This window comes from Streptomyces malaysiensis subsp. malaysiensis, assembly GCF_040653035.1.
GTDB lineage: Bacteria > Actinomycetota > Actinomycetes > Streptomycetales > Streptomycetaceae > Streptomyces > Streptomyces malaysiensis.
The window spans coordinates 1-16,238 of the sequence record NZ_JBEZNG010000060.1; the positions used below are offsets into that span (position 1 = coordinate 1).

At 71.0% G+C, this 16,238-nt stretch carries 2 protein-coding genes; both read left to right on the forward strand.

Annotation, left to right across the window (positions count from 1 at the left end; translation table 11 throughout):
* Positions 1-8,786: type I polyketide synthase (locus AB0E24_RS45575; protein WP_359385891.1), on the forward strand; the 8,786-nt coding region annotated here is incomplete at its 5' end.
* 57 nt (positions 8,787-8,843) lie between these two features.
* A partial coding sequence (locus tag AB0E24_RS45580) for a type I polyketide synthase (RefSeq protein ID WP_359385893.1) occupies positions 8,844-16,238 on the forward strand: 7,395 nt, incomplete at its 3' end.

The following is a 16,238-nucleotide window of genomic DNA, read 5'->3' on the forward strand; positions in this document are numbered from 1 at the left end:
GCGTCGACTTCGCCGGACACTCCGGACACGTCGACACCATCAAAAACCAACTGCACCAAGCACTCGACGGCGTCACCGCCACACCCGGCCACATCCCATGGATGTCCACCGTGAACGCCGACTGGACCGACCCCACCCACATCAACGCCGACTACTGGTACCGCAACCTCCGCGACACCGTCCACTTCCAACAAGGCACCCAAGCCCTCCTCACCCACGGCTACCGAACCTTCATCGAAGTCAGCACCCACCCCGTCCTCACCACCGCCATCCAAGACACCACCGAAACCCACCCCGACACACCCACCACCATCACGGGCACTCTCCGCCGCGACGACGGCGGCCCCGACCGCTTCCTCACCAGCCTCGCGGAGCTCTCCACCGGCGGAGTGCCGGTGCACTGGCCCAGCGTCTACGCCGGAACCACACCCTCCCGAATCCCCCTGCCCACCTACCCCTTCCAGCATCAGCACTACTGGCTGTCCGCCACCGGCCACACCGGGGATGTCGGCTCCGTCGGGCTGCGCGAGGCGGCGCATCCGCTGCTGGGGGCCGTGGTCAGCGTGCCGGACACCGGAGGGGTGCTGCTGTCGGGGCGGCTGGCTCCGTCGGCGCAGTCGTGGCTGGCCGACCACATGCTGTCCGGCGTCGCCCTGCTGCCGGGTACGGCGATCGTGGAGTTGGCCGTACGCGCCGGGGACGAGACCGGTACCCCGGTGCTTGAGGAGCTGGTCCTCGGCCAGCCGATGCTGCTCCCCGAGGACGGCGCGCTTCAGGTGCAGGTTCTGGTCGGCGCGGCCGAGGACGACGGGCGCCGTGCGGTGCGTGTCTACTCCCGGGGCGAAGAATCCGAGCCCTGGGTCGAGCACGCTTCCGGTGTACTGTCCCCGCAGCCGGTCGCTCCCGTAGAGGTGGCGGAGCGGCAGTGGCCGCCCGCCGGGGCGGAACCCGTGGCCCTGGAGGGCTTCTACGACCGTCTGGCCCAGGCGGGTTACGAGTACGGGCCGGTGTTCCGCGGGCTCACCGCCGCGTGGACCCGCGACGGTGATGTGTTCGCCGAGATCACCCTCGGCGAGGAGCAGCATGAACTCGCGGGCAGCTTCGGCATCCATCCGGCGCTGCTGGACGCGGCGCTGCACGCGAGCAACTTCTGCCCGGGCAACGAGCCGGGCGCCGGGACGTATCTGCCGTTCTCGTGGAACGGTGTGCGGCTGCACGCCGCCGGCGCCACCGCCCTGCGGGTACGGGTCAGCTCCACCGGGCCGGACCATCTGTCACTGCACGCGACCGATCCGCACGGGGTGCCCGTGGTGACGGTCGGGTCGCTGGTGCTCAGGGAGACCACCGCGGAGCAGCTCAGCAGCGCATCGGCCTCGTCCAGCGCGGACTCCCGGTTCACCGTGGAGTGGACCGAGCACCCCTTGGCCGAGCACGAGGTGTCATGGGCGGAGCTGGACGCCGTACACGACAACGACACATGGCCGCCGGTGGTCGTCGCCGACACCCGGACGTACGCCACCGAGGACGGCGAACTTCCGCAGCGCGCCCGTGCGCTGACCGGTCGGGTGCTTACCGCGATACAGCGTCTGATCAGCGACGACGGGCTCGCCGACAGCCGCCTGGTGCTGCTCACCCACGGTGGTATGGCGGTGCATGACGAAACCGAGGTCACCGATCCGGCGGCGGCCGCGGTGTGGGGCCTGGTGCGCTCCGCACAGGCCGAACACCCGGGCCGGGTGTGTGTGATCGACACCGACGACCGGTCGGCCGAGGCCCTGCCCGCCGCGCTGGCCACGGCGGAACCCCAGCTCGCGCTGCGCGGTGGAACCGCATTTGTGCCACGCCTGGTGCGTGTGCGCCCGGGGCTCGCGATACCGGCAGCCGCGGCGTGGCATCTGGATGTCACCGAACACGGCACGCTGGAGAACCTCGCCCTGGTGCCGCACCCTCGGGCGGAGGCGCCGCTGGAGGCGGGCCAGGTGCGGATCGCGGTCCGCGCCGCCGGGCAGAACTTCCGCGATGTGCTGATCGCCCTCGGCATGTACGAGGCGGAGATCGGCACCGAGGGCGCCGGTGTGGTGACCGAGGTCGGCCCGGATGTGGCGGACCTGGCCGTGGGCGACCGGGTGATGGGCATGCTGCCCGGTTCGTTCGGGCCGCTGGTGGTGGCGGACCGCCGGACGGTGGTGCGGATGCCGCGCGGCTGGTCGTTCACGGCGGCGGCCGGGGTGCCGGTCGCCTATCTCACCGCTCTGTACGCGCTGCGGGACCTGGGCGATGTCCAGCCGGGTGAGACGGTGCTCGTACACGCCGCCGCCGGTGGTGTCGGCATGGCCGCCGTACACCTCGCCCACCACTTCGGCGCCACCGTGCTCGCCACCGCCCACCCGGACAAACACCACAGCCTCGAACGGCTCGGGGTGCCCGCGGAACGGCGCGCTTCCAGCCGCGACCTCGGCTACGCCCGCACCTTCCCCGCCGCCGACATCGTCCTCAACTCCCTCACCGGCGAACACATCGACGCCTCCCTCGAACTCCTCCGCCCCGGCGGCCGGTTCATCGAGATGGGGCGCACCGACATCCGCGACGCGGATGAGGTGGGCGCGGCCCATCCGGACCGGACGTATCGCGCGTTCGACCTGGGCGCGGACGCGGGGCCGGACCGTATCCAGGAGCTGCTGGCCGAGTTGGTTGGCCTGTTCGAGCGGGGCCTGATCCCGCCGCTGCCCACCCGGCCGTGGGACATCACCCGCGCCCCCGACGCGTTCCGCTGGATGAGCCAGGGCCGTCACACCGGCAAGATCGTGCTCACCATCCCCCGCGCCCTCGACCCCGAGGGCACCGTCCTGATCACCGGCGGCACCGGCACCCTCGGCGCCGCCATCACCCGCCACCTCGTCACCCAGCACGGTGTACGCCATCTGGTCCTCGCCAGCCGCCAGGGGCCGAACGCCACCGGCGCGGCCGAGCTCCACGACGAACTGACCGCACTGGGCGCTCGGGTACGAGTCACCGCCTGCGATATCGCCGACCGCGGCCAACTCGCCACGCTCCTGGGCGACATCCCGGCCGACCACCCCCTCACCGGCATCGTGCACACCGCCGGCACCCTCGCAGACGGCACCATCACCACACTCGACCCCGACCGCGTCGACAGCGTCTTCCGCCCCAAAGTCGACGCCATCACCCACCTGCACGAGCTCACCCGCCACCAGGACCTGGCCCTCTTCGCCGTGTACTCCTCCGCCGCCGGAATCCTCGGGAACGCGGGCCAGGCCAACTACGCGGCCGCCAACACCTTCCTCGACGCCTTCGTACAGCGGCGGCGCGCGGCGGGGCTGGCCGGGCTGTCCCTGGCCTGGGGCCTGTGGGCGGAGACCAGCAACCTCTCGGCCGCGCTGACCACGGCCAACCGGGATCGCACCCCGTCCGGTGTCGTCCGCCCGATGAGCACCGAGCACGCCCTGAACCTCTTCGACGACGCCCTCGGCCTGGGCCTGCCCCTGGTGGTGCCGGCGAAGCTGGACCCCGGCGCGCTGCGGGACGAGCCCGCTCCGGGTGCGGTGTCGCCACTGCTGACCGGTCTCGTCCGCCCGGCCCGGCGCACCCTGCGGTCCTCGGCGGGCCAGTTCGCCGAAGGCGGTCTCGCGGCCCGGCTGGCGGCGCTGTCCGAGGCCGACCGGCACCGGCTGCTGCTTGACCTGGTACGGGAACACACGGCGACCGTGCTGGGGCACACCGGGAAGGACGCCGTGGACGCCAGGCGCGCGTTCAGCGAGATCGGGGTCGACTCGCTCATCGCGGTGGAACTGCGCAACCGGCTTTCCAGCGCCACCGGGCTGCGCCTCCCCGCGACGGTCGTGTTCGACTACGCGACACCGGAGGCGATGGCCGTGCATCTGCGGTCCGTGGTGGCCGGGGACACCGCCACCCCGTCGACATCGGCGGTCGCGCCCGCTTCCGCGGTGGCTCCGGCGGACGACCCGGTGGCCATCGTGTCCATGAACTGCCGACTGCCCGGCAAGGTCACCGGCCCGGAGGAGCTGTGGGATCTGGTGTTCCAGGGCCGGGACGCGATCGGCCCGTTCCCCACGGACCGCGGCTGGGACCTGGAGACACTCTTCGACCTCGATCCGGAAGCCGTGGGCAAGTCCTACGTACGCGAGGGCGGTTTCCTCACCGACGCCGGCGAGTTCGACGCCGAGTTCTTCGGCATCTCGCCACGTGAGGCGCTGGCGATGGACCCGCAGCAGCGGCTGCTCGCCGAGACCTCATGGGAGCTGTTCGAGCGGGCGGGCATCGACCCGACATCCGTGCGCGGACAGTCCATCGGGGTGTTCGCCGGGGTCATCGACCAGGGGTACTTCGGCCACTCCCAGGCGCCGCAGCCGGAGTTGGAGGGGTACCTGATGACCGGCAGCACCACGAGTGTGGCCTCCGGTCGGGTGGCCTATCTGCTGGGCCTCGAAGGCCCCGCGGTGACGGTGGACACGGCGTGCTCGTCGTCGCTGGTGGCGCTCCATCTGGCCGTACAGGCGCTGAGGGCAGGCGAATGCTCGATGGCCCTCGCCGGTGGCGTGACGGTGATCGCCAAACCCAGCGGTTTCATCAGCTTCTCCCGCCAGCGCGGGCTCGCCCCCGATGGCCGCAGCAAGTCCTTCAGCGAGGGCGCCGACGGCACCACGTTCAGCGAGGGCATCGGGCTGGTGCTGCTGGAACGGCTCTCGGATGCCCGCCGCAACGGCCATGAGGTACTGGCCGTGATCCGTGGCACGGCGGTCAACCAGGACGGGGCGAGCAACGGCCTCACCGCGCCGAACGGGCCCTCCCAGCAGCGGGTGATCCGGCAGGCACTGACGAACGCCGGACTGACGGCAGCCGATGTGGACGCCGTCGAGGCCCATGGCACCGGCACCGCCCTCGGCGACCCGATCGAGGCCCAGGCGCTCCTCGCCACCTACGGCCAGGAGCGGGCGGAGGATCAGCCGCTGTGGCTCGGATCGCTGAAGTCCAACATCGGCCACACCCAGGCCGCCGCGGGCATCTCAGGCATCATCAAGATGGTGCTGGCCATGCGGCACGGCACGCTTCCGCAGTCCCTGCACGCCGATGAACCCACCACCAAGGTCGACTGGGCTTCGGGCGCGGTGTCCCTCCTCTCCGAGGCCCGACCCTGGCCGGAGACCGGGCGCCCGCGCCGCGCCGGGATCTCCTCCTTCGGGATCAGCGGTACGAACGCGCATGTGATTCTGGAGCAGGAGCCGGAGGCCGTCGTGCCCGCGGCAGAGGCGGACGACACGGGCACGCCCGGGCTGGTGGCCACCGGCGGTGTGGTGCCGTGGGTGCTGTCCGCCAAGAGCCCCTCGGCGCTGCGCGCTCAGGCCGAACGTCTCGTCAGGCGCCTGGAGTTGGGCGATGCCCCGCGTGCGGTCGATGTGGGCTGGTCGCTGGCCACCACCCGGGCGGCTCTCGAACACCGCGCGGTCATCCTCGCCACGGACACCGAAAGCGGCACGGAAACCGCCCGTGCCCTGGCGGAGGGACGGCCTGACTCGCTTCTGGTCACCGGACAGACTGCGGCGGACGGCAAAACCGTCTTCGTCTTCCCCGGCCAAGGCGCCCAATGGGCCGGGATGGGGGCACAGCTCCTCCGCACCTCGCCCGTCTTCGCCGAACGCCTCCACGAATGCGCCGAGGCCCTGGCCCCGTACACCGACTGGTCGTTGATCGACGTCATCACTGGCGCACCCGACGCGCCCTCGCTCGACCGTGTCGATGTCGTACAACCCGCCACCTTCGCCGTCGTCGTCTCCCTCGCCGCACTCTGGCAGTCCATCGGCATCCACCCCGACGCCGTCATCGGGCACTCCCAGGGCGAAATCGCCGCCGCCTGCGTCGCCGGACACCTCACCCTCCCCACCGCCGCCAAAATCATCACCCTCCGCAGCCAAACCATCGCCCACCATCTGGCCGGACACGGCGGCATGATGTCCATCCTCACCCCACACAAACAGGCCGAGGAAACACTCACCCAGTGGCAGGGCAAACTCTGGATCGCCGCACACAACAGCCCTCAGACAACCGTCATCGCAGGCGACACCGACGCCCTCCACGAACTCCACACCCACTACACCGACCAAGGCATCCGAGCCCGCATCATCCCCGTCGACTACGCCTCCCACACCGGACACGTCGACACCATCGAAGACGAACTCCACCAGGCCCTGGCCGACACCACCACCGAGCCCGGCACCATCCCCTGGCTCTCCACCGTCACCGGCCAGTGGACCGAACCCCACACCGCCGACGGCGACTACTGGTACCGCAACCTCCGCCAAACCGTCCAGTTCGACACCACCATCCGCACCCTCGCCGACGACGGCTACCGCACCTTCATCGAAATCAGCCCCCACCCCGTCCTCACCACCGCCATCCAAGAAACCCTCGAAACCACCAACACCCCCAACCCCACCATCACCGGCACCCTCCGCCGCAACGACGACACCCCCACCCGCTTCCTCACCCACCTCGCCCACCTCACCACCCACGGCCACACACCCAACTGGACCACCCTCTACACCCACACCAACCCCCACCCCACACACCTCCCCACCTACCCCTTCCAACACCACCACTACTGGCTCCAGCCGTCCGAGGTGCCGGAGGCGGTGGCCGACGGAGTGTTCTGGGACGCCGTGGAGCGGGGCGACCTCGCGACCCTGGCCGATTCACTCGGCGTCGAGGAGAAGACGCTGGAGCCCGTTCTGCCGGGGCTGACATCGTGGCGGCGGCGTAACCAGGACCAGTCCACCGTGGACAGCTGGTCGTACCGCATCGCCTGGGATCCGGTGGCGACCGGGGAGCCCCCATCACTGCCAGGAGCGTGGCTGGTGGCCGTGCCCGCACCGCAGGCGAACGACGACTCGGTGATGGGCCTGGTCACCGCGCTGGCCGAGCATGGCGCCGAACCCGTGGTGGTCGAGGTGGACACCATCGACCAGGCGGAGCTGACCGCCTGTCTGCGGGAGCGGATGGCCGATCCCGGTGATGAGTACGCCGGGGTGGTGTCCCTGCTGGCATGGGACGAGCGGAGTTGCGAACCCGGCACCCTCTCCCGGGGCGTGGCGGCCACGGTGGCGCTGATGCAGGCCGTGGAGGAGATCGGGCTCGCCGCTCCCCTGTGGTGCCTGACCCGTGGCGCGGTGGCCGTGCGTGAGCCCTCCGAGGTGACCAGCGAGTTCCAGCCGCTGGTCTGGGGGATGGGCGTGGTGCAGGGGCTGGATCAGCCGACCACCTGGGGCGGGATCGTGGATCTGCCGCAGACGCCGGACGAGACGGCCCTCGCCCGGCTGTGCTCGGTCCTCGCCGGAGTGGACGCGGAGGACCAGGTCGCGGTGCGCGCGTCGGGGGTGTTCGCGCGGCGGATGCGGCGCGAACCGGTGACGTCGGCACCGGTCTGGCGGCCACGGGACACGGTGCTGATCACCGGTGGCACCGGCGGGCTCGGTTCGTACGTGGCCCGTTGGGCCGCGGGCCACGGCGCACGGCATCTGGTGCTGCTCAGCCGTCAGGGTGCGCAGGCGCCGGGCGCGGCGGAGCTGGAGGCCGAGCTGACCGCACTGGGCGCGGACGTGACCATCGCGGCCTGTGATGTGACCGACCGGGAGCAGCTCGCCGCCGTACTGGCGGAACTCCCGGACGGCGCGCCGCTGTCGGCCGTGGTCCACGCCGCGGGGCTGGCGCTGCCGGAGAAGCCGCTCTCGAAGATGACGCTCGCCGAGTTCGCCGATATCGGCCGGGCGAAGATCGCCGGCGCGCGACACCTCGACAACCTGCTGTGGGACCGGGAGTTGGACGCGTTCGTCCTCTTCTCGTCCGGAGCGGCGGCCTGGGGCAGCGGCGGCCAGAGCGCCTACGCCGCCGGCAACGCCTACCTCGACGGACTGGCGCAGCGCCGCCGCGCTCGGGGGCTGGCGGCCACGGCGGTGGCGTGGGGCGCCTGGGGCGGTGGCCTCGGCACGATCGACGAGATGATGGGTGCGCAGTGGCGCCGTACAGGTCTGATGACCATGGACCCGCGGCTGGCGGCGCTGGCGATGGCGCATACGGTGGGCGGCGGCGCCGTCCACGGTGTGGTGGCCGACATCGACTGGGAACGGTTCGCCCCCGGCTACACCATGGCCCGGTTCCGGCCGCTGCTGCGGGGGCTGCCCGATGTCATCGACCTGCTGACGGAGGACACATCTGAGGACGGCGCGGGCCAGACGGAGCTGATCGCACGGTTGGCCGGGCTGACCCCCGAGGAGCAGGAGCGGCTGCTCACCGAGTTGGTGCAGGCAGAGGCCGCGGCCGTGCTCGGCCATGCGAACGCCGACGCCACCGGGGACCGTCCGTTCAGCGAGATCGGATTCGACTCGCTGACGGCGGTGGAGCTGCGCAACCGCCTCAATGCCGCCACGGGGCTGCGGCTGCCCGCGACCATGGTGTTCGACCACCCGCGGCCCAGTGTGCTGGCCCGCCGTATCCGCACCGAACTCGGCCAGGCCGACACCTCGTCGGTGGACTCGGTGCTGGCCGAACTGGAGCGGCTGGAAGCGCATTTGGCGGCGCTGCCCAAGGAGAAGATCGAACGCGCCCGGATCACCTCACGGCTACAGCGGATGACCACCAAGGTCGCCGAGATCGAGGCGGTCGGCGCGGGCGGCGAAACCGTCACCGAACGACTCGACACGGCGAGCGCCGACGACGTGTTCGCCTTCATCGACCAGGAGTTCGGCGTGGACTGATTCCCCGTCTCGTCTCCGCTCACCGATTTCACCCACGAGGCTCTTGGCGAGGTCCAGATGGCGAATGACGAAAAGCTCCTCAACTACCTCAAGCGGGTTACCGCCGATCTGCACCAGACGCGGGAGCGGTTGCGCAAGGCCGAGACGGCGACGGAGGAGCCGATCGCCATCGTCGGCATGGGCTGCCGTTACCCGGGCGGTGTGACCACCCCGGACGGGCTGTGGGATCTGGTGGCCGACGGCCGGGACGCGATCGCCGGATTTCCGGAGGACCGTGGCTGGAACCTGGAGAACCTCTTCGACGCCGACCCGGACGCCGTCGGCACCTCCTATGTGCATGAGGGCGGTTTCCTCGCCGACGCGGCGGAGTTCGACGCCGAGTTCTTCGGTATCTCCCCACGGGAGGCGCTGGCCACCGACCCCCAGCAGCGGCTGCTGCTGGAGACCGCGTGGGAGACCTTCGAGAACGCCCGGATCGACCCGAGTTCGCTGGCGGACAGCGACGTCGGCGTGTTCACCGGAGTGGCCAACGGCGACTACGCGCTGACCGTGGACCAGGTGCCGGAAGGATTCGAGGGATATCTGGGTATCGGCGGTGCGGGCAGCATCGCGTCCGGCCGTATCTCGTACTCGCTGGGTCTGCTCGGCCCGGCGGTCAGCCTGGACACCGGGTGCTCCTCGTCGCTGGTGGCGATGCATCTGGCAAGCTACGCGCTCCGGTCCGGGGAGTGCTCCATGGCGCTCGCCGGTGGGGCGATGGTGATGGCCACCCCCGGCGGATTCGTCGGATTCTCCCGGCAGCGCGGGCTGGCGCGGGACGGGCGCTGCAAGTCCTTCGGGGAGGGCGCGGACGGCACCAACTGGTCCGAGGGCGTAGGGCTCTTGCTGCTGGAGCGGCTGTCCGACGCCCGCCGCAACGGCCACGAGGTACTCGCGGTCATCCGTGGCACCGCCGTCAACCAGGACGGCGCCTCCAACGGCCTGACCGCGCCCAACGGCCCCTCCCAGGAACGAGTGATCCGGCAGGCATTGGCGAACGCCGGACTGACGGTGGCCGATGTGGACGTGGTGGAGGGCCATGGCACCGGCACCGCCCTCGGTGACCCCATCGAGGCCCAGGCACTCCTGGCCACCTACGGACAGAACCGCCCGGAGGACCAGCCGCTCTGGCTGGGCTCCATCAAGTCCAACATCGGGCACACCCAGGCCGCCGCGGGCGCCGCGGGCATCATCAAGATGGTCCAGGCCATGCGGCATGGCGTACTGCCCAAGACACTCCACGCCGACCAGCCCACCAGCAAGGTCGACTGGGCTTCGGGCGCGGTCTCTCTGCTGACCGAGGCACGGCCCTGGCCGGAGACGGAACACCCGCGCCGCGCCGGGATCTCCTCCTTCGGCGTCAGCGGTACGAACGCACATGTGATCCTGGAGCAGCCTCCGGAGGCGGAGACCGCCGAGACGGAGGTGGCCGACGCGGGTACGCCCGGGCTGGTGGCCACGGGTGGCGTGGTGCCATGGGTGCTGTCCGGCAAGACTCAGGCGGCGCTGCGGGCCCAGGCGGAGCGGCTGGTCAGCCATCTGGGGTCCGGGAGCGACGCCAACGCGGTGGATGTGGGCTGGTCCCTGGCCACTACCCGCGCGGCTCTCGAACACCGCGCCGTCATCCTCGCCACGGACACCGAAGGCGGCGTGGCGACTGCCCGTGCCCTGGCGGAGGGACGGCCTGACCCACTCCTGATCACCGGACAGACCGGAACGAACGGCAAGACCGTGTTCGTCTTCCCCGGCCAAGGCGCCCAATGGGCCGGGATGGGAGCCCAACTCCTCCACACCTCGCCCGTCTTCGCCGAACGCCTCCACGAATGCGCCGAGGCCCTGGCCCCCTACACCGACTGGTCGCTCATCGACGTCATCACCGGCACACCCGACGCACCCTCGCTCGACCGCGTCGATGTCGTACAACCCGCCACCTTCGCCATCGTCGTCTCCCTCGCCGCACTCTGGCAGTCCTGCGGCATCCACCCCGACGCCGTCATCGGCCACTCCCAGGGCGAAATCGCCGCCGCCTGCGTCGCCGGACACCTCACCCTCCCCACCGCCGCCAAAATCATCACCCTCCGCAGCCAAACCATCGCCCACCACCTCGCCGGACACGGCGGCATGATGTCCATCCTCACCCCACACAAACAGGTCGAGGAAACACTCACCCAGTGGCAGGGCAAACTCTGGATCGCCGCCCACAACAGCCCTCAGACAACCGTCATCGCAGGCGACACCGACGCCCTCCACGAACTCCACACCCACTACACCGACCAAGGCATCCGAGCCCGCATCATCCCCGTCGACTACGCCTCCCACACCGGACACGTCGACACCATCGAAGACCAACTCCACCAGGCCCTGGCCGACACCACCACCGAGCCCGGCACCATCCCCTGGCTCTCCACCGTCACCGGCCAATGGACCGAACCCCACACCGCCGACAGCGACTACTGGTACCGCAACCTGCGCCAGACCGTCCAGTTCGACACCACCATCCGCACCCTCGCCGACGACGGCTACCGCACCTTCATCGAAATCAGCCCCCACCCCGTCCTCACCACCGCCATCCAAGAAACCCTCGAAACCACCAACACCCCCAACCCCACCATCACCGGCACCCTCCGCCGCAACGACGACACACCCACCCGCTTCCTCACCCACCTCGCCCACCTCACCACCCACGGCCACACACCCAACTGGACCACCCTCTACACCCACACCAACCCCCACCCCACACACCTCCCCACCTACCCCTTCCAACACCACCACTACTGGCTCCCCCGCAACACCAACGCAGAGGACATCGCCTCGGCCGGTCTCCACGACCCCGCGCACCCGCTTCTCACGGCCGCCATCCACCTCCCCGACACCGGTGGCACCGTCCTCACCGGGCGCCTCTCTCTGACCACCCACTCCTGGCTGGCCGACCACACCGTGTCCGGCGCCGTACTCCTCCCCGGCGCCGCGATGGCCGAACTCGCCATTCGCGCCGGAGACGAGACCGCCACCCCCACCCTGGAAGAGCTGGTCATCGAGCAGCCACTGGCCCTGCCGGACAGTGGCTTCGTGGACATCCGGGTGGTCGTGAGCGGCCCTGACGAGTCCGGGCGGCGGGATGTGCGCATCTACTCGTGCGCTGATGAGGGCGCGCAGTGGACGGAGCACGCCACCGGGACGCTCGCCCAGGACACCGCTTCTCCCCCGTCACCCACCGTGGCCGAGTGGCCGCCCACCGGCGCCGGGTCGATGGCCGTCGAGGGCCTGTACGAGCAGATGGCCGAGGGGGGCTACGACTACGGGCCGACCTTCCAGGGCCTGAGGGCGGTTTGGACCCGCGACGGCGAGGTGTTCGCGGAGGCCACGCTGCCGGAGGAGCAGACGGAGGCCGCCGGCCGGTTCGGCATCCACCCGGCACTGCTGGACGCCGCACTGCACGCGAGCAACTACTGCCTGCCCGGGGAGCCCGGCAGCCGCATGTTGCTGCCGTTCGCGTGGAACGACATTCGCCTGCATGCCACCGGTGCCACTTCGGTGCGCGTACACGCCCGTTACACCGAGGACGGCGGGCTCTCCGTGGCCCTGGTCGACACGGCCGGAGGGCTCGTCGCGTCGATCGGCTCCCTCATACTGCGGGAGGTCGACGCGCGGCAGCTCGAAGCGCTCACCTCCGCATCGGTGAACGAGGCGCTGTGGACGGTCACCTGGGCCGAACACACCGCCACCACGAGCGACCTCCGGTGGGGCACCGTCGGGGACGTCTCACCAGCCCTCGCCGCCGCGGAAACCCCGGCCTTCGCCGATGTCACGGAGATCACCGAGGCCGAGCAGGGGCGGCCCACCCTGATCGTCGCCGACACCACCGCATGGGAGTCCCGGGACGCCGACCTCCCGGCCCGGGCGCGCGAGCTGACCACGCGGACACTGGACCTGTTGCAGCGGTGGGTGACACTGCCCGAGCTGTCGGAAACACGGCTGGCGTTCCTCACTCGCGGTGCGATGGCCGTACACGACTCCGCCGAGGTCACCGACCCCGCGGCGGCGGCGATCTGGGGTCTGGTCCGCTCCGCCCAGTCCGAACACCCCGGCCGTATCCACCTCATCGACACCGACGGCCACTCGGACCAGGTGCTGCCCACCGCGCTCGCCACCGACCAGCCCCAACTGGCCCTCCGCGACAACACCCTCTGGGCGCCCCGGCTCACCACCGCACCCACCAGCACACCGGCCGAGCCACTCCCCCTCGACCCCGAGGGCACCGTCCTCATCACCGGTGGCACCGGCACCCTCGGCGCCCTCACCGCCCGCCACCTCATCACCCACCACGGCGCACGCCATCTCCTCCTCATCAGCCGCCAGGGCCCCAACGCGCCCGGTGCCGCCGACCTCAGCACCGAACTCACCGAACTCGGCGCCACCGTCCACATCGCCGCCTGCGACACCGCCGACCGCCACCACCTCACCACCACCCTCACCAACATCCCGAGCGACCACCCCCTCACCGCCGTCATCCACACCGCCGGAACCCTCGACGACGGCACCCTCACCACCCTCACCCCCGACCGCCTCAACACCGTCTTCCGCCCCAAAATCGACGCCATCACCCACCTCCACGACCTCACCCACGACCACGACCTCGCGGCATTCGTCGTCTACTCCTCCGCCACCGGCACCCTCGGCACCCCCGGCCAGGCCAACTACGCGGCCGCGAACACCTACGTGGACGCCCTCATCCACCAACGCCACGCCGCCGGACTCCCCGCCACCTCTCTCGCCTGGGGCCTGTGGGAAACCACCAGCGCGCTGACCGCCACCATGAAGACCGGGGACCGCCGGCGCACCCACCGCGGCGGTGTCGCCCCGCTCACCGACGACGAGGGGCTCGCCCTCCTCGACACGGCCCTGACGACCACCGCCCACCCCCACCTCGTGCCCATCAAGATCAGTCCGGCCGCCCTTCGGGCCGATGACACGGCGCGGCCCGTTCCGCCGCTCCTCCGCCATCTCGTACGGCGTCCCACCCGCCGCACGGCCCACACACCGGCCCCCGTCGACGCCTCGTCGCTCACCCAACGGCTCGCCGTCCTCGACCACGCCGAACGGCTGCGCCATCTCACCGAGCTCGTCCGCACCGAGGCGGCCGCCGTGCTCGGGCATACGACGATCGACAGCATCGGGCCGGACCAGCCCTTCCGCGAGGTCGGATTCGACTCGCTGATGGCGGTCGAGCTGCGCAACCGGCTCAACACGGCCACCGGACTGCGGCTCCCCGCGACCGTGGTGTTCGACTACCCCGCCTCGGCGATCACCGCCGGGTATCTGCGGGACGAGCTGTTCGGCTCGACGGACGTGGCTCCGGCCGCAGTCACCGGGCCGGGGGCGGACGCGGACGACCCCGTGGTTGTCGTCGGCATGGCCTGCCGACTCCCCGGGCACGTGGCCGATCCGGACGGGCTGTGGCGGCTGGTGGCCGACGGGGAGGACGGCATCGGGGCCTTCCCCACCGACCGCGGTTGGGATCTGGACACGCTGTTCGACCCGGATCCGGACCGGGTGGGCACGACGTACGTACGCGAGGGTGGCTTCCTGGACGGGGCCACCCGGTTCGACGCGGACTTCTTCGGCATCTCCCCGCGCGAGGCCGTGGCGATGGACCCGCAGCAGCGGCTGCTGCTGGAGACCGCGTGGGAGACCTTCGAGCAGGCCGGTATCGCCCCACGGGCGGTGCGGGGCAGCGACACCGGTGTGTTCGCGGGGGTCATCTACCACGACTACGGCACGAACGCCGGTGAGCTGCCCGAGGGCTCCGAGACCTATCTGAGCACGGGGAAGTCGGCGAGCGTGGTGTCCGGGCGGGTGGCCTACGCACTGGGCCTGACCGGCCCGGCGGTGACGGTGGACACGGCGTGCTCCTCCTCGCTGGTGGCCATCCACTGGGCGGCCAAGGCGGTGCGTGAGGGCGAATGCTCGATGGCCCTGGCCGGGGGTGTGACGGTGATGTCCACTCCGGAAGGGTTCGTGAGCTTCTCCCACCAGCGCGGGCTCGCCCCCGACGGCCGCAGCAAGTCCTTCGGCGAAGGCGCGGATGGCACCACGTTCAGCGAGGGCGTCGGGCTCGTACTGCTGGAACGGCTCTCGGACGCCCGCCGCAACGGCCACGAGGTACTGGGCGTGATCCGCGGCACCGCCGTGAACCAGGACGGGGCCAGCAACGGCCTCACCGCGCCCAACGGGCCCTCCCAGCAACGCGTGATACGACAGGCACTGGCGAACGCCGGGCTGTCGCCCACCGACATCGACACCGTCGAGGCCCACGGCACCGGCACCGCCCTCGGCGACCCCATCGAGGCCCAGGCACTCCTGGCCACCTACGGCCAGAACCGCCCCGCCGACCAGCCCCTCTGGCTCGGTTCGCTGAAGTCCAACATCGGCCACACCCAGGCCGCCGCGGGCATCGCGGGGGTCATCAAGATGATCCAGGCCATGCGCCACGGCGTACTGCCCAAAACGCTCCACGCCGATGAGCCCACCACCAAGGTGGACTGGTCCCAGGGCGCGGTGTCCCTGCTCACCGAGGCCCGGCCCTGGCCGGAGACCGGACACCCGCGGCGCGCCGGGATCTCCTCGTTCGGCGTCAGCGGCACCAACGCCCATCTCATCCTCGAACAGGCCCCCGAAGAAGCGCCCGCCGAGACGGACGCCGGAACGGAATCCACGGAACCCGAGGCTCCCGGGCTGGTGGCCACGGGAGGCGCCGTGCCGTGGGTGCTGTCCGCAAAGAATCCCGCGGCGCTACGGGCGCAGGCCGATCGCCTGATCGCCCACCTGAGCACCCACCCCGACACCGACCCGGTGGACATGGGCTGGTCCCTGGCCACCGCCCGCACCGCGCTGGAACACCGTGCGGTGGTCCTCGCCACCGATATCGACCAGGCGACGGCCGCCCTCACCGCCCTCAGCGAAGGGCAGCCCCATCCCGCCCTCACCACCGGGGAGACCGGCACCGACGGCAAGACCGTGTTCGTCTTCCCCGGTCAAGGCGCTCAGTGGACAGGCATGGGAGCTCAACTTCTCGACACCTCGCCCGTCTTCGCGGCCCGGCTCCACGAATGCGCGGACGCTCTGGCCCCCTACACCGACTGGTCGCTGATCGACGTCATCACCGGCGCACCCAACGCGCCCTCCCTCGACCGTGTCGATGTCCTCCAGCCCACCACCTTCGCCCTCATGGTCTCCCTCGCCGCACTCTGGCAAGCCAACGGCATCCACCCCGACGCCGTCATCGGCCACTCCCAAGGCGAAATCGCCGCCGCCCACATCGCCGGACACCTCACCCTCCCCACCGCCGCCAAAATCATCACCCTCCGCAGCCAAACCATCGCCCACCACCTCACCGGACACGGCGCCATGATG